Source organism: Paenibacillus sp. S28 (assembly GCF_016624415.1).
GTDB classification, from domain to species: domain Bacteria; phylum Bacillota; class Bacilli; order Paenibacillales; family Paenibacillaceae; genus Paenibacillus_AQ; species Paenibacillus_AQ favisporus.
The window spans coordinates 110,037-135,681 of record NZ_JACVTM010000003.1; the positions used below are offsets into that span (position 1 = coordinate 110,037).

Consider the following 25,645-nt stretch of genomic DNA (forward strand, 5'->3'; position numbering starts at 1 on the left):
CTCTGATCGGCCTGCCCGCGTCCCATCACTTTGTTGCGGGAAAAAACGGAGTTATGTTATCATTACTCTATTATACGTGCTCAGAACATGAGATTAGGGGGTTCTGCAAGGAATGTGGACGGTCATCTATATCGCACCTACCGCCAAGGTAGCGGAAATGATCACGACCAAATTAACGGAAGAGGGATTTTTGGTTAAAAGCCGTCCGATCAATTTATCCAAGCAGCAGTTCGAGATTTTGGTTCCCTCTGGTGAGCTGGAGGAAGTCCAGGAAGTGCTTAATTCCATTTTGCATCCTTAATTTTAAGGAAACAAAGTGACGTTTATAGAGGCAGAGTGAAGAGCGGCTGGGCAAATTAACGGCTGAGAGGTGTAGTTGTGTTTAAAGACTTGTTCCAGAAAAAAAGAAAATACGCGACCATTCCTTCAGAGCGTGTAGGAAGAGGCAGCGAACCGGGTGAAGAAAGACCCCGCCGGGAAATTCCCGAAGGCCTGATGAATAAATGTCCGAAATGCGGCACCATTCAATACAGCAAAGAGCTGGAGAAGAATCTGAAGGTTTGCCCCAACTGTGGACACCATATGCGTCTGAATGCGTTGGAACGGATCCAAATGACGCTGGACGATGCAGGATTTGAAGAGTTCGACAGCGGTATGGTATCGGTCGATCCGCTCCAATTTCCGGGATATGCCAACAAGCTGGAGCAGCAGGCGCTCAAGTCGGGTCTGCGCGAAGCGGTTATTACCGGACAAGGCACGATTGAAGGACTCCCGGTTGTCGTCGCTGTCATGAGCTTCGATTTCTTTACGGGAAGCATGGGTTCGGTCGTCGGCGAGAAAATTACCCGGGCGATCGAAATTGCGACCGAAAGGGATCTCCCGCTCATTATTTTCTCGACCTCCGGCGGAGCGCGTATGCAGGAAAGTATTCTGAGTTTGATGCAAATGGCGAAGACAAGCGCTGCTTTGTCTCGATTTAACGAAAAAGGCGGCCTTTACATTTCGGTCATTACCGATCCGACGACAGGCGGGGTTTCGGCCAGCTTTGCTACGCTCGGCGATATTAACATCGCGGAGCCGGGGGCTGTGTTCGGCTTTGCCGGACGGATCGTTATCGAGCAGACCATCCGCCAGAAGCTCCCGGATGATTTCCAGACGGCGGAGTTCAATTTGGCGCACGGACAGCTGGATTTGGTCGTCCACCGGAAAGAGCTGCGCCAAATGCTGTACAAGCTGATCGAGATGCATACCGTGAAAGGGGGATATTAAGTGGCAGGAGAATTGCCTTTTGAAAAGCCCCTTGTGGAAATGCGGCAGAAGATCAATGAGCTGAAGCAGTTCGGAGCGGACAAGGGTATTGATTTTAGCGACGAGATTGCGAGATTGGAAGAAAGATACGCCCAGTTGGAAGAAGAGGTGTATTCAAATATTACGGCCGCCCAGAAAATGCATTTGGCCCGGCATCATCAGCGTCCCACTTCGCTCGATTTGATCCAGCTGATTTTCAGCGATTTCATCGAGCTGCACGGGGACCGTCTATTTGGTGATGACCTCGCGGTCATTGGCGGGCTGGCCAAGCTGAACGGGACTCCGGTCACCGTGATCGGTCAACAGCGCGGGAAGGATACGAAGGACAACATTGCCCGTTTCTTCGGCAGCGCGCATCCGGAAGGCTTTCGCAAAGCGCTGCGGCTGATGCATCAGGCGGACAAATTTAAACGCCCGATTATCACTTTTATTGATACAAAAGGTGCGTATCCGGGTAATACAGCAGAAGAGAGGGGACAATCCGAGGCAATCGCCCGCAATTTACGGGAGATGGCCGCGCTGGGTGTTCCTGTTATTTGTGTGGTCATCGGCGAAGGTGGAAGCGGCGGTGCTCTTGCGATGGCCGTCGGCAACCGTGTGCTGATGCTGGAGCATGCGATCTATTCGGCGATTTCGCCAAACGGAGCGGCTTCGATCCTCTGGAAGGACGCGTCCAAAGCGGATCAGGCGGCCGAGGCCATGAAGATTACGGCCAAAGACCTGCTTGAATTCGAAGTGATCGAAGAGATCGTGCCAGAGCCGAAAGGCGGAGCGCACCGGGACTACGAAGCGACGGCTGCTGCCATTAAGGACAGCCTGGTACGCCATCTGGGCGAACTGTCGGGACTCGACAGCGCCGCCTTGAAGGAAGACCGGTATCAGAAGTTCCGCAAGATCGGCAAGTTTGCCTATGAACAATCTTCGCATGTCGGTGTGATAGATTAGTTCTATCTGGGCAATGATGTATTATGACAAACTTTCAAACTTCCTATACAAAACTTTCGTTTTGTAGTAAATTTAATCTTTGGATAAAGATATGTAGGGTAGAGAGACTTAAAAGAATAAAACGGAGGAAACCCAAATGCGTAAAACAAAAATCGTATGTACCATCGGTCCTTCCAGTGAATCGTTGGAAAACACCAAAAAATTGATTATGGCCGGCATGAACGTTGCCCGTTTGAACTTCTCGCACGGCGATTTCGAGGAGCATGGACGCCGGATCAACAACATCCGCGAAGCCTGCCGCGAGCTTAACAAAACCGTTGCCATCCTGCTTGACACCAAGGGACCGGAAATCCGCACAGGCAAGCTTGCCGTGGAGCCGATCGAGCTGGTACAGGATGAGTACATCACGCTGACGACCGAAGAAATTCTGGGTGACAAAGACCGGATTTCGATCACGTACAAAGATCTTCCTAGTGATGTGCAGCCGGGTTCGACGATCCTGATCGACGACGGATTGATCGGCCTGACGGTTGTGGAAGTCGAGGGCACTGAAATTAAATGCCGTATTGTCAATGGCGGTACGATCAAGAGCAAAAAAGGCGTGAACGTACCGGGTGTGGCGATTTCTCTGCCGGGCATCACAGAGAAAGACGCGAACGATATCGTATTCGGGATCGAACAGGGCATCGATTTTATCGCAGCTTCCTTCGTACGCAAAGCAAGTGACGTTCAAGAAATCCGCGAGCTGCTCGCCAAGCACAACGCAGAGCACATCCAGATCATTTCCAAGATTGAGAACCAGCAAGGCGTGGACAACCTCGATGAAATTTTGGAAGCGTCCGACGGTCTGATGGTTGCCCGCGGCGACCTGGGCGTGGAAATTCCCGCCGAAGAAGTACCGCTGGTACAAAAGCGCATGATCGAAAAATGTAATGTTGCCGGCAAACCGGTCATCACGGCGACGCAAATGCTGGATTCCATGCAGCGCAACCCGCGTCCGACACGCGCCGAAGCGAGTGACGTAGCGAACGCGATCTTCGACGGCACGGATGCAATCATGCTGTCCGGGGAAACGGCTGCCGGTAAATATCCGGTGGAATCCGTTCTGACGATGTCCCGCATCGCCGAGAAGGCTGAATCCGCGCTGAACTACCGCGAGATTTTCCTGAAGCAGCGGATTGCCCAGGAAACGACAATTACCGAAGCGATCAGCCAATCGGTGGCGATTTCCGCACTCGATCTGAACGCCAAGGCGATCATTTCTTCGACGGAATCCGGCCATACGGCACGCATGGTATCCAAGTACCGTCCGGAAGCACCGATCATCGCAGTGACTACGCAGGAGCGCACGCTGCGTCGCCTGGCTCTGACTTGGGGCGTTACGCCGGTCCCAGGCAAGACTGCTACATCGACGGATGAAATGTTCGAGAATTCCTTGAAGGGCGGCCTGGAGTCCGGTCTCGTAAAACCGGGCGATCTGGTTGTTATTACTGCAGGGGTTCCGCTGGGACAATCCGGTTCGACGAACCTGGTGAAAGTCAGCCAAATTCCAAACGAATAAGAGGACTGCGGCGCAGACCGCCGCGAGCCTACCGATAGATCCATTTCATAGAAAAGCCTGTCAGGATTCACTCCTGGCAGGCTTTTTTGCTAATACCGGGCAAATTTCAGAAGCAGGCATCCCTTATGTTATACTAAATTGAAGGAAATTAATTACAGCAAGAAAGGGAACAGTGGAGGATGGGAAAAGATAACGGCATTCAGCTCAGCCGCTGGTTTACGACGTCACTCCGGGTACGCTATCAGGAAAGCGACAAAATGGCTGTCGTCTACCATGCGAATTACTTAAACTGGTTTGAAATCGGCCGAACCGAAATGATCCGCGAATTGGGCATAACTTACCGCAGTATGGAGGATGAGGGCTTGTTTCTGCCCGTCACGGAGCTTGACATGAAGTTTGTGCAGCCGGCGCGCTATGACGACATGATTACGATTTTTACGAGAATGACGCGGTTCACCAAACTGCGGATTGACTATATCTATGAAATCCGAAGACTATCCGAACAGGAGCAGGCAACGTTTGCCGACAGCGGGTATAAGATCGGCGAAGAACTGCCTGGAGAAGTGCTTGTCACGGGTTCGACACAGCATGTGTGGCTGAACCGGGACTGGCAGCCCGTAAGGCTCGACAAGCACTCGCCTGCGCTGTATACGGCCCTGTCCAAGTCGATTACAGGAGGAGAAGCATGACCGCGTTCAGAAAATGGCTGCTGGCCCTGATCATTATCGTTCCGGTGGTCGAAATATTCGGCTTCGAATGGGTGGCCACCCGGGTAGGAGCGGCCAATACGCTGCTGCTGACCATCGTCACATCCGGAATCGGCATGCTGATGATGCGCTTTGAGGGGCGCAAGGTGCTGGAGGATTCTCGGGCCAAAATGAATTCGGGCCAGGTTCCCGGCCGGAGCATGGTGGATGGCTTATGCGTGTTTATCGGAGGGATGCTGCTTGTCCTTCCTGGCTTTGTAACGGACCTGATCGGGTTTACAATGGTATTTCCGCTGACTCGGCCCTTGTACCGCTATGTCATTTTGAAGTGGATCGAGCGGAAGATGAAAGACGGAAACATTAAGATTTACCGCCGTTAGCGGCAGGAAGAGCATACCTGATAAAAAATTGTTTATTTGGCTGATAAAACAATTTGATGTTTACTGTCACCTTGTAATTGTTCACATAGACGTCAAAATACTTTATGATAATATATGGTTCCATTACTTGGCGATTGGTGTCAGGTAGAGTAGCGGACAACGGTTTTGCGGGATCCGAACAGGAGAGTACAGCCCGCCCGGTTCCGCGTTAACGGCATTATGGCACGGCCTGTCTGCTGTGGATTGCGTCGATGGACGTTTTTCTTTTCAGTAAAATGTAACTGTTTTCACGGTTCATGCATGTTGTTAAAATTCCGTTATACGAAGGAGAGATGTACGATGACAGCTACCAAAGGTCTGGAAGGAATTGTTGCCGCAGCTTCTTCCATCAGCTCGATTGTCGACGGTGTGCTCACATACCGCGGTTATAACATTGATGACCTGGCAGCGAACGCGAGCTTCGAAGAAGTGGCTTTCCTGCTCTGGTTCGGAAAACTGCCGAATCAGGACGAATTGAGTCGTCTTCAGCAGGACCTCAGCGACTATGCCGCAATTCCGGATGCTTTGATCGAACAAATGAAATTGTACCCTAAAGATATGAGCACGATGGCAGCTCTCCGTTCCGCCGTATCGGCCCTGGCGCTGTACGATGCGGAAGCCGACGATATGAGCCGTGAAGCCAATGAGCGCAAGGCGATCCGTCTTCAGGCGCAGCTCCCTACGATTATTGCGGCCATGGCCCGCCTCCGCAAAGGCCAGGAGCCTGTCGCACCGAAAGCAGGCTTGTCGGTTGCCGAAAACTTCCTGTATATGCTCAGAGGTGAAACGCCTGAAGAGACTTCGGTGAAGGCTCTCGACCAGGCGCTCGTGCTGCATGCAGACCATGAGCTGAACGCTTCGACGTTTGCTGCGCGCGTAACCGTGGCGACGCTTTCGGACATCTACTCCGGTGTTACATCGGCGATCGGCGCTCTGAAAGGCCCACTGCACGGCGGTGCCAACGAAGCGGTGATGAAGATGCTGAACGAAATCGGAAGCATCGACAAAGTTGAGCCATACATTCAAGAGAAGCTCGACAATAAAGACAAAATTATGGGCTTTGGCCACCGCGTATACAAAAACGGGGATCCCCGCGCCAAGCATCTGCAGAAGATGTCCCGCGAGCTGGGTGAAATGAAAGGGGATACAAGCCTGTACGAAATGTCCGTCAAAGTGGAGGACATCGTGACTGGCCAGAAGGGACTGAAGCCGAATGTGGACTTCTACTCCGCTTCCGTATATACTCAGCTTGGCATCGAGCAGGAGCTCTTCACGCCGATCTTTGCGATCAGCCGTGTGTCGGGATGGACGGCGCACATTCTGGAACAATATGAAAACAACCGCATCATCCGTCCGCGTGCCGAATATGTCGGCCAAACGGATCAAAAATATGTTCCGATTGAGCAGCGTTCTTAAGGTATAATAGGAAAAGGGGGAACACCGTGAACGATCAACCCGGGCACGGGCGGTTCCCTCTGGCTTTGTGCTTGTCCCGGCAGAAATCTGATGCCCGACGAAAACTATAAGGAGGAATTTATTCATGAAACTCGAGAAATTTGCACTCCCTACCGAAGGTGAAAAGATTGAAATAACGAACGGCAAGCTGCAGGTTCCGAACAATCCAGTTATTCCGTTCATCGAAGGCGACGGCACCGGCCGCGATATTTGGAGAGCTTCCAAGCGCGTTCTGGATGCGGCTGTTGAGAAAGCTTATAACGGCGAGAAAAAAATCGCCTGGTATGAAGTATTTGCCGGTGAAAAAGCCTACAATACATACGGGGAGTGGCTGCCGAACGATACGCTCGAAGCTATCCGCGAGTACATTGTAGCCATCAAGGGACCTTTGACTACGCCGATCGGCGGCGGTATCCGCTCCCTGAACGTAGCCCTGCGCCAAGAGCTCGACCTGTACGTCTGCCTGCGTCCTGTGCGCTACTTCAACGGCGTGCCTTCTCCGGTTAAGCATCCTGAGCTGGTCGACATGGTCATCTTCCGCGAGAATACGGAAGACATCTATGCAGGTATCGAGTACAAGGAAGGCTCGGAGGAAGTGAAGAAGGTCATCAAATTCCTCCAGGAAGAAATGGGTGTTAACAAAATCCGTTTCCCTGAAACTTCCGGTATCGGAATCAAGCCGGTATCTTCCGAAGGCTCCAAGCGCCTCGTTCGCGCTGCAGTAGAATACGCCATCAAGCACGGCCGTAAGAGCGTGACGCTCGTTCACAAAGGCAACATCATGAAATTTACTGAAGGTGCCTTCAAGAACTGGGGTTACGAAGTGGCCGAACAGGAGTTTGGCGATAAAGTGTTCACTTGGGCACAATATGACGTCATCAAGGAAAAAGACGGCGTAGACGCTGCGAATGCCGCTCAAAAAGCCGCTGAAGCCGAAGGCAAAATCATCATCAAGGATGCGATTGCCGACATCGCTCTCCAGCAGGTGCTGACTCGTCCGACGGACTTCGACGTGATTGCAACCCTGAACCTGAACGGTGACTATCTGTCCGACGCCCTTGCTGCTCAAATCGGCGGTATCGGTATCGCGCCAGGAGCGAACATCAACTATGTGACAGGACACGCGATCTTTGAAGCAACGCACGGAACAGCTCCGAAATACGCGGACAAAGACGTCGTGAACCCGGGTTCGGTTATCCTGTCCGGCGTTATGCTGCTTGAGCACTTGGGATGGCAGGAAGCGGCTGATCTGATCTACAAAGGCATGGAAACGTCGATTAACAATAAGACAGTAACTTACGATTTCGCCCGTCTGATGGAAGGCGCGACGGAAGTCAAATGCTCCGAGTTTGCTGACGAAGTTATCAAAAACATGTAGGGGAGAGATCCGATCATGGCCTTGACTCGTAAAAAGATTACCGTTGTGGGTGCCGGTTTTACCGGTGCCACGACGGCGCTGATGCTCGCGCAAAAGGAACTTGGCAACGTGGTGCTGCTGGATATTCCTCAACTGGAGAACCCAACCAAGGGCAAGGCGCTGGACATGCTGGAAGCGAGTCCTGTTCAAGGCTTTGACAGTCAGATCATCGGTACCTCGAATTACGATGATGCGGCTGGCTCCGACATCGTGATCATTACGGCCGGCGTTGCCCGCAAACCGGGCATGAGCCGTGACGACCTCGTGAACACCAATGCAGGCATCGTTAAATCGGTCTGCGACAACGTAAAACGCGTAGCGCCGGAATCGATCGTGATTATCCTGAGCAATCCGGTGGACGCCATGACGCATGTCGCTTACAAGACACTCGGTTTCCCTAAAAACCGCGTGATCGGCCAATCCGGCGTCCTTGATACGGCCCGCTACTGCACGTTCATCGCACAGGAGCTGAACGTCTCCGTCGAGGATGTGCGCGGCTTTGTGCTTGGCGGACATGGCGACGATATGGTGCCTCTCGTGCGGTATTCCAGCGTCGGCGGTATTCCGATCGACACGCTGATATCGCCGGAGCGCATTCAGGAAATTGTGCAGCGCACCCGCGTCGGCGGCGGCGAAATCGTCAACCTGCTCGGCAACGGCAGTGCGTATTACGCCCCGGCGGCCTCATTGGTGCAAATGGCGGAAGCCATCCTCAAGGACAAGCAACGAATTATTCCGGTCATCGCGCGCCTTGACGGCGAATACGGCTACCATGACATTTTCCTAGGCGTACCGACAATTCTAGGCGGCAGCGGCATCGAGAAAATTTTCGAGCTGGAGCTGACGGCCGAAGAAAAAGCGGCGCTGGATCAATCGGCCGATTCCGTCCGCAATGTCATCGCTGTAGTGAATGTATAAGCGGGACCATTCGTGTCCAAACTTTGAACAAGAAAACCTCTAATGTGTGACAACCATGGAGGTTTTCTTTTCTTTTCAAAGGTTTATAAGTATAATGAATGTTATGGAAACACAAGCACGCGGGGAGGAAATGGAATGACCACTGTGATGTTTTTCGTACATATTTTGGGAGCGTTGTCTCTCGGATTCTATCTGGTTCTGCCATTCGTTGTAGGTAAAGTGGCCGGTTTGTCACTCCCTGCTCAGGAAGGCAGCGCGGCAGCCATCCGCAGCCTCAATACGTTTGCTCAGGTAGGCCTTGTGATCCAGCTGCTGACAGGCGGCTATTTGATGAGCCAAGGCGACTATTCCGTGCCGTGGATGATCATTATTGTCATCCTGCTGCTGGCGCTTGGCGCAATCAGCGGAATCATGGGCAAGCCGCTCCGTCTGGCGATCAAGGGCATTCAGGAAAAAAGGGATATTTCCGTAGAAATGGGGAAAATCCGTACGCTCAGCGCCCTGCTGGCGATCTGCCTGTTGATCATGACCTTCTTCATGGTCTACAACCACATTATTTAAGCTATAAGGTATCTATCGTTTGGAAGATGACTCCGCATTGCGGGGTCATCTTTTTTTTTGCAATAATGATCCATGGGCTGCTTTTTCTTGATGGAGAGCGGTCTTCTTCTGTTTAACTCCGGGAGCGATGTGGTAAGTATCAACGGTAGAGAATAATCCATCCGTCATATGCCATCCTAATACGGAATGTGATGGCATGTGCACCGATGAAACCCATCCGTGAAAGGAGAATGAATGATGTCAGGAAATTCGCAATCGCAATCTAAACAAACTCTGCCTCCTCAGCATCAGAATCATCAGCCGGGGACGGAATCGGAAATGAACCCTCTACCGAAATACGAGCCCAAGGATTACAAAGCCGCGGGCAAGCTGCAGGGCAAAAAGGCGATCATCACCGGCGGCGACAGCGGGATCGGCCGTGCGGTGGCCGTAGCTTTCGCCAAAGAAGGTGCCGATATCGCGATCGTATACCTGAATGAGCACGGGGACGCCGAAGAAACGAAGCGCCAGATCGAGCAGGAAGGACGCAAATGCCTGCTGATCCCTGGCGATATTGGAGACGAGTCCTTCTGCAAAAACGCCGTCAACCAGTCGGTACAGGAGCTTGGCGGACTGGATATTCTAATCAACAACGCGGCGGAGCAGCATCCGCAGCAGAAAATTGAGGACATTACGAAGGAGCAGCTCGAAAAGACGTTCCGTACGAACATTTTCGGCATGTTCTTTATGACCAAGATGGCGATGCCGTATCTGAAGAATGGCAGCGCGATCGTCAACACGGCCTCTATTACGGCCTATAAAGGCAACCCGACGCTGATCGATTACTCCTCGACGAAGGGCGCAATCGTCAGCTTCACGCGCGCGCTGTCCATGAACGTGGTGGAGAAGGGCATCCGCGTGAACGCGGTCGCTCCGGGCCCGATCTGGACCCCGCTCATTCCGTCCACGTTCGACGCCCAGCAGGTGAGCCAGTTTGGCGCGTCGCAGCCGATGAAGCGTCCGGGTCAGCCGGAAGAGCTGGCGCCGGCCTATGTCTATCTGGCGTCGGATGACTCGTCCTATGTCAGCGGACAGGTGATCCACGTGAACGGCGGCGAAGTCGTAAACGGCTAAGCCGAGCGGAACGTTAAAAAAGGGCAGCGATGCCTTAAAACGTCTGGCAGCCGCAGCCCATATTTGGATCGGTTGTTATCCATAGGGATTGACTTCAAGCATCCCTTGAATAAAAGGTTGTACCCGGAAGAAGGAATCCGGGTACAACCTTTTTTGGTGGTGGCGTCAGGGGGCAGCTTCATTCCAGACTGCCGCCGTGATTTCCATCGTCGGCAGTGTCGGCTGGATTACTGCCGCCTTCATCGTCGGCGGACAGCTCATCCAGCGACATTTCGAAGCTCGGCGCCATATTTTCCAGGAAATAATCCGCCTCGGCGAGCTTCATCTGGCGGATCTTCGCCAGTGTCTGCTCCTTGGCGGCGGCGAATTCCCGGTTGCCTGCAGCAACCTCGCGCGTGCACTTCAGGTACGCGTCCAGCCTGTCGGCGGCTTTGACATAGAGCTGCAGCTCGGACTCCTGTTCATCCACAGTATTCGGATGAAGGAGGGGGCCGTAAACCGCTTGCAGCTCCGGAGGCACCATGCCGGCGAGGCGCTCCGCGGCGATCTGCTCCATCTCGCGGAAGCTTCCGAGGAGCCGCGGGTTGTTATGCTTCACCGGAGTAGCGATATCGCCGGTGAACACCTCCGCCGCGTCGTGAAACAAGGCGAGAGACGCGGCACGGTCCGCGTTGAGCCGGCGCCCGAAGAAGACGTTGCCGATATGGCAGAGCATATGTGCGAGCAGAGCGACGTGATAGGAGTGCTCCGCCACATTTTCCGGCGAGGTGCTGCGCATCAGGCTCCAGCGCTGGATATACTGCAGACGGTACATGTAAGCGGAAAAATGATAGTTCAACGTTCGGTTCTCCTTTCGAAGCTGGATAGATATTATTATATCCGGGAAGAGGCGCCCCGGAACAGGGCTGTCCATTTTCCACTGGTCAAAGGGCGGGATTCACGTTAGGATTAGGAATAGAAAAAGAGGAAACTTGAGGATAAAGGAAGGGAACCATGAAACCTTTTCGGATCAGATTGACGCTGATTCTTATGGTGATGATCGGCGTATCCATGCTCGGGGCAGGCATCACGATGGCCCAGGTGTTCAAGAAATCGCATATTACGGGACTTGAAGAGAATATGGTCCGCGAAATAAAGCTGCTCAGCACCACGTTTGACTTTATACCGATGCAGGGGGCGGATGCGGTCAGCTATTATACCGGCGAAGCCGGGAAGCTCGGCAAGCTGACGGAAGCGCGGGTGACCTTTATTAAAAGGGATGGCACCGTGGTCGGCGATTCGGAGAGCAATCCGCTGGAGATGGACAACCACAGCAAGCGGGAGGAGGTTGTAACGGCTTCGAAAGAAGGGGTGGGGCACGCCATCCGTTACAGTGATACGCTCCGTCAGAATATGCTGTATGTGGCGGTGCCGGTGACTTCCGGCGCGAATTTTGACGGCTTCATCCGGTTGTCGGTCAGCCTGAAATCCGTCGATGAGGGTGTCCGGAACGGCTGGATGGTCATGGCCGTCGGCCTTGTGATCCTGTTTGCCGCGGCTGCCTTGATCAGCTACCGCATCGCATCCGGGATGACGTCGCCGCTGGAGAAGATCACCCGGGTGGCCAGACGCATTTCACAGCAGGATTACGACGCCCGCGTCGATCTGCGCAGAAAGGACGAGATCGGCCTACTGGGCAACGCGATCAACGGGATGGCCGACAGCCTGCAGACACAGCTGAAAACGATCCAGGACAATGAGGATCTGCTGCAGAGCGTGCTCGACAATATGACCGGAGGCATTCTGCTTGTGGATGCCGAAGGGAAGATCGCGCTGGTGAATCCGGCCGCCGAGAACATGCTGAGCGTGAGTGCCCAACACATTACCGGCCGCTCGTATGATGAGCTGAAGCAGTACTACGAACTGACGAAGCTGATCAAGGAAGGGATCTCCGAGCGCATCGAAATCCACGAGGAGCGGAAGGTCTACATTCCGCAGGAAACGATCCTCCGCATGGACGGGGTCCCGATGTTCCGGGAGCAGAGCGGCAAAGAGTTCAGCGGCATGCTGTTTCTGCTGCAGGACGTTACCGCGATCCGCAGGCTGGAGAATATGCGCAGCGAATTTGTGGCCAATGTGTCCCATGAGCTCAAGACGCCGGTGGCAGCGGTCAAGGGCTTTGCCGAAACCCTGCTGAACGGCGGCGTCCATGACGAGAAAACGGCCAAGTCGTTTTTGCAGATCATTTTCGATGAAAGCGAGCGGCTGAACCGTCTGATCAGCGATATATTGGATTTGTCCAAAATCGAATCCAAGCAGTCGCCGATGGATTACGCTCCCGTTGACGTGTCCACGTTTTTTGGGACGATGATGGAGACGCTCGGCACGGTCGCCAGGAAAAAAAGGATCACGCTGCAGACGGACATTCCGGATGAATTGTTTATCGAAGCGGATGAGGACAAGCTGCGGCAGATTTTTATCAATCTGCTCTCGAACGCGATCAGCTATACCCAGGATGGCGGCAGAGTCGAGCTGTCCGTGCGCGATCAGCAGGACGCCGACGGAAACGATCAAGTCGTATTCGCCGTTTCCGATACCGGCATCGGCATTCCGAAGAAGGACCTGCCGCGGATCTTCGAACGCTTTTACCGGGTGGATAAGGCAAGATCGAGAAGCTCGGGAGGGACCGGGCTGGGGCTTTCGATCGTGAAGCATCTGGTTGAACTTCATCACGGGGCGATTTCCGTGGAAAGCGAGCTCGGCATCGGCACCACGTTTACCGTTAAGCTTCCGATGCTTCAGGAGCAGGACGGTGCGTAAAAGGGGGGAATGGAATATTCCCCCTTTTCGTTAGAGACAATAGGCTTATCTTTTCGAAAAAGGTAAACATCATGTATTCTTTTACACAGCGTTAACAATCAGATGATAAGATGTTGCTTGTCAGCATTCATTCATTTGATACAAGAAACAGGGGGACCGGTGAATATGACTCAACGATTGTTGGTAATCGAGGATGAGCCGACGCTCGCCAGATTGCTTTCGTACAACTTGACGCAGGAAGGCTACGATGTCACGATTGAAGACCACGGCACGTCCGGGTACGAGCGGGCCGCCCATGAGCCTTACGACCTCATTATTTTGGATTTGATGCTGCCGGGAATGAATGGATTTGACATTTTGAGCAAACTCCGCAGCAAGGGAATGGAGACGCCGGTGATTATTTTGACGGCCAAAAACGCGGAGGAAGAGGTCGTGCAGGGCCTTAAGCTGGGCGCCGACGACTACATTACGAAACCGTTCGGGGTTTCGGAGCTGCTGGCGCGCGTAAGCACCGTGCTTCGCAGAGTGTCCGGTCCCGGAGAGGAATCGGCGGCCGTTCCGGAATCGCCTACCTCGGCCATCACACTCGGACAGCTGGAGATTTATCCGGAGAAATACGAGGTGATGCTGGGCAGTACCAGCATTAATCTGCGGCCGAAGGAATTTGAAGTGCTGCTGTACCTCGCCCGCAAACCCGGCGTTGTCCTGACCCGGGATGATTTGATGAACGCGGTATGGGGCTTTGATTACATCGGGGGTCAGCGGACGGTGGATGTGCATGTCAGCTCCCTGCGCAAGAAGCTGGAGCTTGATCCCGAATCCGTTCATATTGATTCAATCCGCGGCGTTGGCTATAAGCTGGTCGTCAATAAAAAAAGAAGCTCTCATCCTGTGGAATAAGGAGAGAGCTTCTTTTTTTGCATGCATTAGACCTAAGGAACTAGTTCTTTGATCATAGGTTTACATACAATTTACATTGTCCGCATATTCTCTTAACGCTCGGGAGGTATGATGCGGCTAAAGACTAGAGAGCCGAAGAGGGGGAGGGCCATATTGTCCACACTGTACGCCGATCTGGAACAAAGCATTCGTGCAAATGGAAACCCAGCTCAAGAAGGTAACGCCTCCGCACAAGGCCATACCGAAGCCAACACGCAGGGAGGAGGGGATTCCGGGGATCGCCCCACGCCGGCGGAATACTGCCGGATGGTTCCGCTGCTGGACGCTCAGACGAGCTGCCGTGAAGTTCTGGAGCTGATCAAGGAGCAGCCGGATCTTCCCTGCGTGGTCATCGGAGGGAAAGAGGGCGAGCCGTTTGGGCTGGTCATGCGGGACACCTTTTACCGGAAGCTGACCGGCCGGTTCGGCGCCGATCTGTATTTTGCCCGTCCGGTAGAGAAATTTGCGGATATGCAGCCCCTGATCGCCGACATTGGAGCCGATCCCGGACTGCTGATCCAGCAGGCGCTGGACCGCCCCGAATCCCAATTTTATGACTGTGTCATTTTGACGGATCACGGGCAGCTGGCAGGCGTGTTGACGGTCCTGGATTTGATGATTATGTCGGGCCTGCTTCAGACGGGGGCTGAGCAGCGGCGCAGGCAGACGGTAGCGGAGAGCTTCAGGCATGTCACCGGCATGGAGGAATCGCTGCAGCAGGTAGCGGAGGCGGCGAACGCCACGCTGATAGAATGCCGCCAGATGAAGGAATGGTCGCTGAACGGACGCAGCAAGCTGGATGAGGTCAGCCAGTCCTATTCCAATGTGGTGGAACGGATGAACGAGAATCAGCAGCAGGTGGCCCGGCTGATCCAGGATGTCGACACGATCTCGGCATTGACCCGGACCATTTCGGAGCTTGCGGATAAAAGCAATCTTCTTGCCATGAACGCATCGATTGAGGCGGCGCATGCCGGTGAGCACGGACGCGGCTTTCAGGTCGTCGCTGCTGAAGTCAGGTCGCTCGCAGGACAGACCCGGCAGCTGGCGGCGGATATTTCCGGACTGCTCGGAAGCATCAGCCGGCTGGCGAAGGAAACGGGGGCTTTAACCACGGCCGGAGTGGGCGAGATCACGGCCAGCGCGGAGCTGCTGGGTGAAGGAAGCCGGATGTTCGGTGAACTGGAAAAGGCGGTCGAGCACGTGGCGGGGACCGGTGAAATCGTGAACCGGTTGGCGGGAGATACGGCCATACGGGCCGCCGTCATCAGGCAGGAACTGGAAAAAGGGAGTTCTTTTGCTTAATATTGGATCTGCTAGTTTACACATTTTACACTGCGTTTACAATTGTGGGACACAGCATTTACATAACGGCATTACTATAGATAGGTGCCATATAGATGAACTGAACTTCATAGACCCTTTTTGAAAAAAGGAGAAGCGATTGTAAATGGAAGATATTATCGATATTGAGCAGTTGAACTTGTACTACGAGCAGTTTCATGCGCTTAAAAATATAGACCTGGACATTCCCGAGAAAACGATCACTGCCTTTATCGGCCCTTCCGGATGCGGCAAGTCGACCCTGCTGCGGACGCTGAACCGGATGAATGACATGATCACAGGCACGCATATCGAAGGCTCCGTCAAGATCGGCGGCAAAGATATTTACGGCAATGACGTGCACGTGGAAGCTCTTCGCAAGCAGGTGGGCATGGTGTTCCAGCAGCCGAATCCGTTCCCCAAATCGATTTACGACAATATTGCCTACGGCCCCCGTCTGCATGGCACGCGCGATAAGAAGGTGCTCGACGAAATTGTGGAGCAGAGCCTGCGCCAGGCCGCGCTGTGGGAAGAGGTCAAGGATTACTTGAAGCGTTCGGCCCTCAGCCTCTCGGGCGGACAGCAGCAGCGTTTGTGCATTGCCAGAGCTTTGGCGGTTCAGCCGGACATTCTTCTGATGGATGAGGCGACCTCTGCGCTCGATCCGATTTCGACACTAAAGATTGAGGAATTGGTACAGGAGCTCAAGGAGACCTATACCATCGTTATGGTTACTCACAATATGCATCAAGCTGCCCGGATTTCCGGCCGCACGGTATTTTTCCTGAACGGGGAAGTCGTCGAAGCCGACGATACCAAGGAGTTGTTCACCAACCCACGGGACTCCCGTACCGAAGATTATATTTCCGGGCGTTTCGGGTAACCGGCAGCAAGATGAGCATTAAATATATCCTAGGGGGAACAGGGCAGCGATGATTCGGAGAAAAGAGTTGGATCAGGATTTAGAGGTACTGCGCACGTTGCTTCGCCAGATGGGCGCGCATGTGGTTCATGCTTTGGAAGAGGCGGTTGTCAGCCTGAAAACGCTCGATGCGGTGAAGGCACAGCAAATCGTTAAGGATGACGCCAAGCTGAACGCGATGGAAGAGGAGATCATGGACATCGGCTCTCGCCTGATCGTCACCCAGCAGCCGGTAGCCAAGGATTTGCGGAGAATTCTCGTAGCCTTTAAAATTTCGAGCGATCTGGAGCGCATGGGAGACCTTGCCCTTGATGTTGCCAAGGTGACGCTGCGGCTGCAGGGGCAGGAGCTGATCAAGCCGCTGATCGACATTCCGCAAATGGCTGAGCTGGTGCAAGTGATGATCGAGGAGTCTATTACGTCTTACTTGGACGAAAATACCGACCTTGCTTATAAAATGGCCAAGGACGACGATCAGGTGGACCAATTCTACAGCCGGATCATCACGGAACTGTATGGCTATATCGCCTCGAATCCCGAAACGCTGTCGCAGGCGATGCTGCTCACACTGGTTGCCCGGTACATCGAGCGGATCGCCGATCACGCCACGAATATCGGGGAGAGCACAGTGTATCTCGTCACCGGCCGGCGTCCTGATTTGAATCAATAATATCATATACATGAGATCAAGGAGCTGACCCGCACAGGCGGGAAGCTCCTTTTTTGTCGTAAAGGAATTGACAGAAATTACGCTTAGGAGATTTGCGGCAAAACGGCCTAATTTTTTCTCGAAAAGGGGCGCGTATGGTATCATAAATGAAGGACGTTTGATAAAGGGAAGGTGCCCAATGAACAAGCTGATTTTGATAGATGGAAACAGTATTATTTACCGCGCATTTTTCGCAATGCCCCCACTGACGAACACCAAGGGTCTGCATACGAATGCTGTGTACGGATTTACGAATATGCTTCTGCGTTTGATCGAAGACCATAAGCCGACGCACATGATGGTTGCGTTTGACGCCGGAAAAATGACGTTCCGCCACGAAGGCTACCAGGAATACAAGGGCGGAAGGGAAAAGACGCCGCCGGAGCTGTCGGAACAGTTCCCGCTGCTCAAGGAGCTGCTGCAGAGCTTTGGCATCGCCCAATATGAGCTGAGCGGTTACGAGGCGGACGATATCATCGGGACCGTCTCCCGCATCGCCGAGGAGGAAGGGCAGCAAATTCTCGTCGTGACCGGGGACAAGGATATGCTGCAGCTGGCTTCGGACCATGTTCAGGTGGGCCTGACACGCAAAGGGGTAACGGAAATCGAAACCTACGCACCTGAGCAAATCAAGGAGCGGTACGGACTGACCCCGCTTCAAATCATTGACCTGAAGGGCCTCATGGGCGACCCGTCGGATAACATTCCGGGAATTCCGGGCGTCGGCGAGAAGACGGCGCTCAAGCTGCTGCACCAATTTGGATCGGTCGAGGAAGTGCTGGCCAATACGGCCGAGCTGAAGGGGAAGATGAAGGAAAAGATCGAAACCCATTCCGATGACGCGGTTCTCAGCAAGAAGCTGGCGACCATTTACCGCGAAGTGCCGCTGGACAAATCGTTTAACGAGATGGTATTCCCGGGCTTGAAGGAAGAAACGGCAGGGCCTGCGCTCGCCAAGCTGGAATTCAAATCGCTGCTGGAGCGGTTGTCTTTCCATGCGGACGGTAACACGCACTCGGATGAGGAGCAGGCCAAGGCTGCCGAACGGGAGATCGAGGTCACCGTCGTTGACGGCGAAAATGCGGACGAGCTGATCGCTGCATTGGACGCCGTGCAGCTTATTCATGTCGAGACCAGCGGAGAGAACCCGCATCACGCCGACGTGATCGGGGTCATGTTCTCCACCGAGCCGAAGCATTACTACGTTCCGTTCGAGCGAATGAACGAGTCTTGGGCGGAGCCTCTGCGGACGTGGCTGGGGAACCCGGATGTTCCGAAACGGGGATATGACCTGCACCGCACCGACCTGGCGCTTCACTGGAAGGGAATCGCGTTTGCCGGGGCGTCGTTTGACGTGCAGCTGGCCGCGTATTTGCTCGATCCGACGGAAGCGAACCAGAATGTCAACGCGCTTGCTTCCAAGTACGGGCTGCCGATGCTGGCGGCGGATGAGGACGTATTCGGCAAGGGCGCAAAATACAAGGTGCCGGAGCTGGACGTGCTGAGCGGGCACTTGGCCCGAAAGAGCGCCGCGCTGCTGGAGATCATGCCGCTTCAAGAGAAGGAGCTTACGGACAATGAGATGAGCTCGCTGTTCCATGACCTGGAGATGCCGCTGTCGCGAATTCTGGCGGACATGGAGAAGCAGGGCATCGCGGTCAACAAGGACGATCTGAAGGCGCTCGGAACGGAATTCGAGTCCCAGATCAAGTCGCTGGTCGAGCAGATTTATGAAATTGCAGGCACCGAGTTCAACCTCAACTCGCCGAAGCAGCTGGGAGAGATTCTGTTCGTCAAGCTGGGCCTGCCTGTTGTGAAAAAGACCAAGACCGGCTATTCCACCGACGCCGAAGTGCTGGAGAAACTGGCACCGTATCACGATGTCGTACGCCTGATTTTGCAGTACCGGACCATCGCCAAGCTTCAGTCGACGTATGTGGAAGGACTGTTAAAGGAAATTTCGGAGGAAACGGGCAAGGTGCACACGTATTACCGCCAGACGATTGCGGCTACAGGACGCCTAAGCAGCCAGTTCCCGAACCTGCAGAACATCCCGATCCGCCTGGAAGAAGGACGGAAAATCCGCAAAGTGTTCGTGCCATCCGAACCGGGCTGGTACATTCTGGCCGCCGACTACTCGCAGATCGAGCTGCGGGTGCTGGCCCATATCTCGGGGGATGAAGGGCTGAAGGAAGCCTTCCTGCACGATATGGACATCCATACGAAGACAGCCATGGACGTGTTCGGTGTTAAAGCCGAAGACGTTGACGCCAATATGCGCCGGTCCGCCAAAGCGGTTAACTTCGGTATCGTGTACGGCATCAGCGACTATGGTCTGTCCCAGAACCTGAACATTACCCGGAAGGAAGCGGCCCAATTTATCGATCAATATTTCGATGCCTTTCAGGGCGTTCGCAAATATATGGACGATATCGTCAGAGACGCCAAGCGCGACGGTTATGTCACCACGCTGCTGGAGCGCAGACGTTATTTGCCGGAAATCAATGCGAGCAACTTCAATCTGCGTTCTTTCGCCGAGCGAACTGCGATGAACACGCCGATCCAGGGCACCGCCGCCGATATCATCAAGCTGGCTATGGTTCAGATGGATGCGGCGCTGGCCAAAGAGAAGCTGAAGAGCCGCATGCTGCTTCAGGTGCATGACGAATTGGTATTCGAAGTCCCTGAGGAAGAGCTGGAGCTCATGAAAAAATTGGTGCCGGAGACGATGGAGCGTGCGCTGGCCCTGTCCGTACCGCTCAAAGCCGAAGTGAGCTACGGAGTCAATTGGTACGAGGCGAAATAAAGGGCTCCGCAAGCGCCCGTGTGTAAATCTTACGGGTTCCCCGCGAAATTCTTGAGCAAACTTCGAAGAAAAAGCGCCGCTTTGTGGGGCTGTCTTACGCTATAATAGAGGTTGAGGTGAAGTCATCATGCCGGAATTGCCGGAAGTCGAAACAGTCAAAAGAACACTCAATCAGCTCGTGAAGGGAAAGATGATTGACCGCGTTAGTGTGAATTTGGCGCGGATCATTCAGCGCCCCGATGATATAGATCAGTTTGCGTGGATGCTGGCCGGACACACCATTGAAGGTGTGGAGCGGCGCGGCAAATTTTTGCGGATCCTGCTGGACGGGCTCGTGCTCGTCTCCCATTTGCGGATGGAGGGACGATACGGGGTATACCAGAGCAGTGATCCGGTGGAAAAGCATACGCATGTCATTTTCCACTTTACCGACGGCACCGAGCTGCGGTACAAGGATGTGCGGCAGTTCGGAACGATGCATTTGTTCCAGCCCGGAGAGGAATTCCAGCTTCCCCCGCTCTCCAAGCTGGGATTGGAGCCGCTGGATCCGGCGTTTACGCTGGAGCGTTTCAAAGAAACGCTGAAGGGGAAGAAGACCAAAATCAAGGCTGTCCTGCTCAATCAGGCATATATCGTCGGCATTGGGAATATTTATGTGGATGAGTCGCTGTTTCGGGCGGGCATTCACCCCGAGCAGCCGGCCGATACGCTGACGGATGGGCAGCTCGAAGCGCTCCATCAGGCGATTGTAGCCACGCTCGCCGAGTCGGTTGAGGTGGGGGGATCGTCCATCAAGTCTTATGTCAATGGACAAGGTGAGATGGGCATGTTCCAGCACCAGCTGAAGATTTACGGCCGGCAGAACCAGCCGTGCGTAAATTGCGGCACCGCCGTGGAGAAAACGGTCGTTGGCGGGCGCGGAACCCATTTCTGCCCGTCCTGCCAAACCCTGAAATCGTAACAATTCGAACTGGGCGTGCACCCCTTTTTTGTACCCTCCATATACTGAGGTAGAGATATCTTATGAAGCGGGGCTTCCGAATGCCTGATCCATACTGCAGGCTTTTTCGGGGCACCGCTTCTGTCACAGGGAGGGAACGGGGTGCTCAGTCATGTTCTTGCACTGCTGCTGCTTGCGTTAGCATTAAGTTTGGACAGTTTTGGTGTCGGCATTACATACGGCCTTCGTCAAATGAGGATTTCGCCGTTATCGATAGCGATTATTTCTTTATGCTCCGGGGTCATCATCTATGTGTCCATGCAGGTGGGCGTGCTGCTGGCCCAATTCGTATCCCCTTCGATCGCCTCCATCATTGGAGCGGTCATCCTGATCATTATGGGCTCTTGGTCGCTGGTACAGATGTGGATCCAGAAGGAGAAGAGCGGGGAAGGCAAAGAAGTCTTGGAAGCCAAAGACGCAGAGGTCGCCAAGCAGGCTAAAGACGCCCAAACCAGCGGGATAGGGGGGCATGGCTTGCAAAGCTCCGGCGGAGAAGGTACACTGGACCCTGCCCAGCATGAAGCACCTGAACAGACGGTGTTTTCACTGGAAATCCGGAAGCTGGGCGTCGTGATCCGCATTTTGCGGACGCCGTCTTCCGCTGATATGGATAAGTCGGGCAGCATCTCCGGATGGGAGGCCATGTGGCTTGGTATCGCCTTGTCCCTGGATGCGTTCGGCGCGGGTCTAGGCGCGGCATTGCTCGGATTTTCGCCGCTGCTGACCGCCGTCGTGATCGCTCTCTTCAGCGGCACCTTTTTGGTCGTCGGAATGAAGACGGGTCTGCGCTTTGCGTCCCGAACGTGGATGCGCCGGTTTACGGTGCTGCCGGCAATATTATTAATTGTAATGGGAATAATGAAGCTGTTATGAGGTGAGTTAAGGATATGAACATCGGGTTAACCGGAGGAATAGCGACAGGAAAAAGTACCGTATCCGCCCTCTTAGTCAGCAAGGGGGCGCTGCTTGTTGACGCCGACGTCATCGCCCGGGAAGTCATGCTCCCGGGTCATCCGGTTTTGGCGGCGGCCGTTGAGCATTTTGGACAAGTCATCCTCCTTCCGGACGGAACGCTGGACCGCAGACGCCTGGGGGATATCGTGTTTCACGATCCCGGCGAGCGCAAAGCTCTGAACGATATTACGCATCCTGCGATCCGTCGGGAGATTCGGGAGCAGATGCAGACATTTGAACGGGAGCACCCGGACCGCCTGGTGGTGGTGGACATCCCGCTCCTGTTTGAATCGGGTCTGGAAGCGATGTTTGAGCAGGTCCTGCTGGTCTATGCCCCGTTTGAGGTACAGGTGGAACGCTTGATGGAGAGGAACCGGCTGACGAAGGATGAAGCGGTCGCGCGGATTCGTTCCCAAATGGATATCGAAGAGAAGAAGAAGCGGGCCGACGTTGTGATCGACAACAGTGGACAACCTTCCGAGACGGAGCGCCAAGTGGATGAATTTTGGAACCGGAAGGGCCTGCTATGAAGTTTTTACGCAAAAAAAGAGTGCTTCTTCTGTTGTTTTTAGGATTTGTCGTCATCCTGTTTTTTAATACGAACTGGATGTCGTGGTTTTACCCAATTCATTATAAAGAGAACATTCGCGAGCAGGCTGAGCGTTATGACGTCGACCCGTTCCTGGTGGCTTCGATTATCCGGGTGGAATCCAATTACAAGCTGGGCAAGGAGTCCAAGAAGGGGGCTCTCGGCCTGATGCAGTTAATGCCGGATACGGCCAATTGGGCGATGGAAAAGGCCAAGCTTCCCGAGGTGACGCTGGACCATATTAAGCATGAGCCGGAGGCCAGCATCGAAATCGGCACCTGGTATCTTAAAACGCTATCGGAGCAGTTTAAAGGAAACCGGATTGCCGTCATCGCAGCATACAACGCGGGGCCTGGTAAAGTGGACGGTTGGCTGAAAAGGGGCGTATGGGATGGGACCTACGACTCGGTCAAAAATATTCCCATCGGGGAAACCCGGCACTACGTACAGCGGGTCATTTATTACTACAATCAGTACACGCGGATATACAGCGAGTTTTAAAGGGAGTACTGTTCTGTCACTAAACATAACAAAAGAAGCATTGGAGAAGCTAGGTTAGCGTCTCCAACACTTCTTCGGGTATCAAACCGAATTAGAATTGACCAGCCAGTTGTTGTTCAGCCAGGGTCACCAAACGTTTAGTGATAAGTCCCCCGATCGAACCGTTCTCATATGCAGTCATGTTGCCTTGGTATCCGTCTTGTGGGATGCTGATACCCAGTTCTTGAGCGACTTCATATTTCAATTGGTTCAGGGCTGCGGTAGCTTTAGGTACTACCAGGTTGTTGGAGCTGTTGTTGTTGGAAGCCATTGTTGTTCACCTCCTCGCTGTTTGTAAATGTATTATGTCTCGAAGCTCAAAAGTTCATTACTCTTTTTGAAAAGTTTTTGTTGGAAATTTAATACATTTCGGTGAGGCGGCAAGTTAATCCCTGATGGGATAAGGGTTCGCGATATTCGGACCCTGTGAATGTTCGTGATTTTGTTCTATATACACCGTGATTTGCAAAGGAAGGGAGTTTACCATGAAATGTCCGTACTGTGATTATGCCGGCACGAAAGTGCTGGACTCACGGCCCGCTAACGAAAATAAATCGATCCGCCGCAGGCGTGAGTGCGAGAAGTGCAGCCGTCGCTTTACCACGTTTGAGATGGTGGAGGAAACGCCGCTGATGGTCATCAAGAAGGATGGAAGCCGGGAAGAGTTCAGCCGGGATAAAATCCTCCGCGGCCTGATTCGCGCCTGCGAGAAGCGCCCGGTATCCGTGGAGCAGCTCGACATGATCGTCTCCGAGGTGGAGAAATCACTGCGCAACACCGCCGTGGCGGAGGTGGAGAGCCGCCAGATCGGCGAGCTGGTGATGGAGCAGCTGTATCCCGTGGACGAGGTGGCTTATGTCCGCTTTGCGTCGGTTTACCGCCAATTTAAAGATATCAACATGTTCATGAAAGAGCTGAAGGGGCTGCTGTCCAAAAATACGGTGGAGGACTAACCGTAAGGGAGCATGCTGCTTTGCCGGTCCGTTACAGAGGATGCAACCATCTTAAAGAGCAAAAGGGCCTTACAGGGCCTCTTTTGCTCTTGGCGGTGGCCATGGCATGGGAGCATAAGGCTGAACACTTGCGTGGGCTCCAAATTTTTTTTGAATTTTTTTGTTGACACATGCATAAATCTTTGATAAATTATAAGAGTCGCTGATACATAATAAATCAGTAGAAAATCATAAGGGGCCTTAGCTCAGCTGGGAGAGCGCATCGCTGGCAGCGATGAGGTCAGGGGTTCGATCCCCCTAGGCTCCATAGAAGAAAACCCTTGGGAATCAAGGGTTTTTTGCTTTTTTATTTTCAGTTTGGCTTAATTAAATTTGAAGTTGGGGACGAATTGGGCGATTTCCGACAAAATATATTCGCCATCTGCTCCTTTTTTGAAAAAATAATGGCATAAATGATGTTTATCAATAAGGCTGCAGCGGCCGAACTCCACATTAACATCAGAAACAAGGAAGCCATGGGGTCTTTATCAGCCTCTATTACAGTGTTCATAACGATCTTCGTCCCCCTGTAAATAGTCATGTAATAGGTCATGAAAGAAGCGGCAGCCATATGCAAACAACTCATCAATACATAAACCAATCGACCTGTTTTCAATGACAGCGGGGCAAGAAGCTTTATGATCATAAGCGAAAGGATCGATAAGCCCAACTGGCCAAAGAAAACCCGCAGGTCGACTTCAGGCACTTCAATGAAGTTTAGGATCAAGACAGGACCTAGCGATATGAGGGCAAGAAGCAATAAAGGCGTGGCAAGCCGCCCGGCATATTTTCGTGAATTAATCTGCCTCCAAGATTTTAAAGGGATTAGCAATAGTACCACCGCTATAAAATACAAAAGGCAAAACATGAATCCATACAACATGTTCCTTTGGTTAATAATATGGCCTTTTTTTATTGCATAATTAAAGTCTTCTCCCGGATTCCCCAACTCCATTGCCTGATCCAAAGCCCCGATGGCCTTTTTGAAATGATGCTGCTTAACGAGAATGTCGGAATACAACTGCAGGGCCAGGGCTTTGTCTGTAGTTGACATGAGGGATTTATCAAAGTTTTGTATATATTTTTCCACATGCTCTCTCGCCTTTTGATCGTCGGCAGTTTCAAAATAGTTATTAGCCAAATAAATATGCATTTCCGGCGCAATCAATGTGTCCTCATTCTTGGATAGAATGGTTTCAACTTCCTCAAGGCTATCTTTGAGGGGAATATGGTCTTCTTCCAACTGGACTTTTCTAAAATCTCGCAATGCCTGCCATTCAGAACGTCTTTCATTCAGATAAGCGATCCTTACCCGAAAGTCATTGGCAAATTTTCCTTCAGGGAATTGGTCAAGATACTTTTTATACACGGACAACGCTTTTCCAAAATTAAAGAGGTAATCATCATAGATATGGGTCAGTTGCTTGTAGACCCTTTCATTGTTCAGTTCCGGATTCTTTATCAGGAGTTCCTCCAAAACTAAAGCTGCCTGCTCATAATTTTTGTCGGCAATGAATTGGTTCGCTTTCTTGCTGTATTCCTGTTCAAAGTCGGCAGAGTGGCTTTGAGCCATGACGGTGCCAGGACTCGTAATGAAGACAATAAAAGCAACCATGATGGAAACAAAAAAATAAGATGAAGTATTTTTCTTCATGTCGTTCTCTCTTC

At 52.9% G+C, this 25,645-nt stretch carries 25 protein-coding genes and 1 tRNA gene; 23 read left to right on the forward strand and 3 right to left on the reverse strand.

From position 1 onward, the window contains the following. The first annotated feature begins 112 nt into the window (after positions 1-112). From IAE55_RS09070 to IAE55_RS09120, 11 genes are all read left to right on the forward strand, one after another. Positions 113-301: a glutamate decarboxylase gene (locus IAE55_RS09070; protein WP_076170471.1), complete on the forward strand. Its 189-nt coding sequence runs from the start codon at positions 113-115 to the stop codon at positions 299-301. Positions 302-378: 77 nt separating this feature from the next. Then, a complete protein-coding gene (gene accD / locus IAE55_RS09075) occupies positions 379-1,269 on the forward strand; it encodes an acetyl-CoA carboxylase, carboxyltransferase subunit beta (RefSeq protein ID WP_200631783.1) in 891 nt (296 codons plus the stop codon). Further along, positions 1,270-2,253, forward strand: coding sequence for an acetyl-CoA carboxylase carboxyltransferase subunit alpha (locus IAE55_RS09080; RefSeq protein WP_076170469.1), 984 nt, complete (start codon positions 1,270-1,272; stop codon positions 2,251-2,253). A 136-nt stretch (positions 2,254-2,389) separates the two neighbouring features. Then, the gene (pyk, locus tag IAE55_RS09085; RefSeq protein WP_105441753.1) at positions 2,390-3,814 is read left to right on the forward strand and encodes a pyruvate kinase; all 1,425 of its coding nucleotides are present in this window, start codon (positions 2,390-2,392) and stop codon (positions 3,812-3,814) included. Positions 3,815-3,993: 179 nt separating this feature from the next. Continuing rightward, positions 3,994-4,503 (forward strand): acyl-CoA thioesterase, encoded by a 510-nt coding sequence (locus IAE55_RS09090; protein ID WP_200631785.1) that lies wholly within the window; start codon positions 3,994-3,996, stop codon positions 4,501-4,503. Then, on the forward strand, positions 4,500-4,901 hold the full coding sequence (locus tag IAE55_RS09095) for an FxsA family protein (protein WP_076170466.1): 402 nt from the start codon (positions 4,500-4,502) through the stop codon (positions 4,899-4,901). Before IAE55_RS09090 ends, IAE55_RS09095 begins: the two co-directional genes overlap by 4 nt. A gap of 339 nt (positions 4,902-5,240) precedes the next feature. Next, positions 5,241-6,356, forward strand: a complete 1,116-nt coding sequence (gene citZ, locus IAE55_RS09100; protein WP_089545820.1) for a citrate synthase — start codon at positions 5,241-5,243, stop codon at positions 6,354-6,356. Positions 6,357-6,480: 124 nt separating this feature from the next. After that, complete coding sequence (gene icd, locus IAE55_RS09105; RefSeq protein WP_145025270.1) at positions 6,481-7,773, forward strand: NADP-dependent isocitrate dehydrogenase; 1,293 nt, start codon at positions 6,481-6,483, stop codon at positions 7,771-7,773. 15 nt (positions 7,774-7,788) lie between these two features. Beyond that, positions 7,789-8,730 (forward strand): malate dehydrogenase, encoded by a 942-nt coding sequence (gene mdh, locus IAE55_RS09110; RefSeq protein WP_200631787.1) that lies wholly within the window; start codon positions 7,789-7,791, stop codon positions 8,728-8,730. A 135-nt stretch (positions 8,731-8,865) separates the two neighbouring features. Then, positions 8,866-9,291 carry a hypothetical protein gene (locus IAE55_RS09115; RefSeq protein WP_094595712.1) on the forward strand — a complete coding sequence of 142 codons (426 nt, stop codon included), beginning with the start codon at positions 8,866-8,868 and terminating at the stop codon, positions 9,289-9,291. A gap of 237 nt (positions 9,292-9,528) precedes the next feature. Continuing rightward, complete coding sequence (locus IAE55_RS09120; RefSeq protein WP_076170461.1) at positions 9,529-10,404, forward strand: SDR family oxidoreductase; 876 nt, start codon at positions 9,529-9,531, stop codon at positions 10,402-10,404. Positions 10,405-10,582: 178 nt separating this feature from the next. On the opposite strand, the gene yfbR is transcribed toward IAE55_RS09120, so the two are convergent. After that, positions 10,583-11,242 (reverse strand): 5'-deoxynucleotidase, encoded by a 660-nt coding sequence (gene yfbR, locus IAE55_RS09125; protein ID WP_200631789.1) that lies wholly within the window; start codon positions 11,240-11,242, stop codon positions 10,583-10,585. Between the two features lie 155 nt (positions 11,243-11,397). On the opposite strand from yfbR, the gene pnpS reads away from it, so the two are divergent. From pnpS to IAE55_RS09175, 10 genes are all read left to right on the forward strand, one after another. Beyond that, positions 11,398-13,203 (forward strand): two-component system histidine kinase PnpS, encoded by a 1,806-nt coding sequence (gene pnpS / locus IAE55_RS09130; protein ID WP_145160151.1) that lies wholly within the window; start codon positions 11,398-11,400, stop codon positions 13,201-13,203. Between the two features lie 165 nt (positions 13,204-13,368). Then, positions 13,369-14,103, forward strand: coding sequence for a response regulator transcription factor (locus IAE55_RS09135; RefSeq protein WP_105441749.1), 735 nt, complete (start codon positions 13,369-13,371; stop codon positions 14,101-14,103). Between the two features lie 153 nt (positions 14,104-14,256). After that, on the forward strand, positions 14,257-15,447 hold the full coding sequence (locus IAE55_RS09140) for a methyl-accepting chemotaxis protein (protein WP_200631791.1): 1,191 nt from the start codon (positions 14,257-14,259) through the stop codon (positions 15,445-15,447). Between the two features lie 145 nt (positions 15,448-15,592). Then, positions 15,593-16,348, forward strand: a complete 756-nt coding sequence (gene pstB, locus IAE55_RS09145) for a phosphate ABC transporter ATP-binding protein PstB (protein WP_076170457.1) — start codon at positions 15,593-15,595, stop codon at positions 16,346-16,348. Between the two features lie 49 nt (positions 16,349-16,397). Beyond that, on the forward strand, positions 16,398-17,057 hold the full coding sequence (gene phoU, locus IAE55_RS09150) for a phosphate signaling complex protein PhoU (protein ID WP_145160147.1): 660 nt from the start codon (positions 16,398-16,400) through the stop codon (positions 17,055-17,057). Between the two features lie 178 nt (positions 17,058-17,235). Beyond that, entirely contained in the window at positions 17,236-19,902 is a 2,667-nt protein-coding gene (gene polA, locus IAE55_RS09155; protein ID WP_200631792.1) for a DNA polymerase I, read from the forward strand. Between the two features lie 127 nt (positions 19,903-20,029). After that, positions 20,030-20,863, forward strand: a complete 834-nt coding sequence (gene mutM / locus IAE55_RS09160; RefSeq protein WP_105441746.1) for a DNA-formamidopyrimidine glycosylase — start codon at positions 20,030-20,032, stop codon at positions 20,861-20,863. Between the two features lie 141 nt (positions 20,864-21,004). Continuing rightward, on the forward strand, positions 21,005-21,775 hold the full coding sequence (locus IAE55_RS09165; RefSeq protein ID WP_116232274.1) for a manganese efflux pump: 771 nt from the start codon (positions 21,005-21,007) through the stop codon (positions 21,773-21,775). Between the two features lie 14 nt (positions 21,776-21,789). Continuing rightward, complete coding sequence (gene coaE, locus IAE55_RS09170; RefSeq protein WP_145160144.1) at positions 21,790-22,386, forward strand: dephospho-CoA kinase; 597 nt, start codon at positions 21,790-21,792, stop codon at positions 22,384-22,386. After that, positions 22,383-22,946 carry a lytic transglycosylase domain-containing protein gene (locus IAE55_RS09175; protein WP_076170451.1) on the forward strand — a complete coding sequence of 188 codons (564 nt, stop codon included), beginning with the start codon at positions 22,383-22,385 and terminating at the stop codon, positions 22,944-22,946. The genes coaE and IAE55_RS09175 overlap by 4 nt, the downstream gene beginning before the upstream one ends. Before the next feature lie 91 nt (positions 22,947-23,037). On the opposite strand, the gene IAE55_RS09180 is transcribed toward IAE55_RS09175, so the two are convergent. Continuing rightward, complete coding sequence (locus tag IAE55_RS09180) at positions 23,038-23,256, reverse strand: alpha/beta-type small acid-soluble spore protein (RefSeq protein WP_076170450.1); 219 nt, start codon at positions 23,254-23,256, stop codon at positions 23,038-23,040. Between the two features lie 214 nt (positions 23,257-23,470). Between IAE55_RS09180 and nrdR the strand changes: the two genes are divergently transcribed. Both nrdR and IAE55_RS09190 read left to right on the forward strand, forming a co-directional pair. Next, positions 23,471-23,938, forward strand: coding sequence for a transcriptional regulator NrdR (gene nrdR, locus IAE55_RS09185; protein WP_076170449.1), 468 nt, complete (start codon positions 23,471-23,473; stop codon positions 23,936-23,938). Between the two features lie 234 nt (positions 23,939-24,172). After that, positions 24,173-24,245 (forward strand) — tRNA-Ala (locus tag IAE55_RS09190). A 45-nt stretch (positions 24,246-24,290) separates the two neighbouring features. On the opposite strand, the gene IAE55_RS09195 is transcribed toward IAE55_RS09190, so the two are convergent. Continuing rightward, positions 24,291-25,631 (reverse strand): tetratricopeptide repeat protein, encoded by a 1,341-nt coding sequence (locus IAE55_RS09195; protein ID WP_145160141.1) that lies wholly within the window; start codon positions 25,629-25,631, stop codon positions 24,291-24,293. Positions 25,632-25,645: the final 14 nt, after the last annotated feature.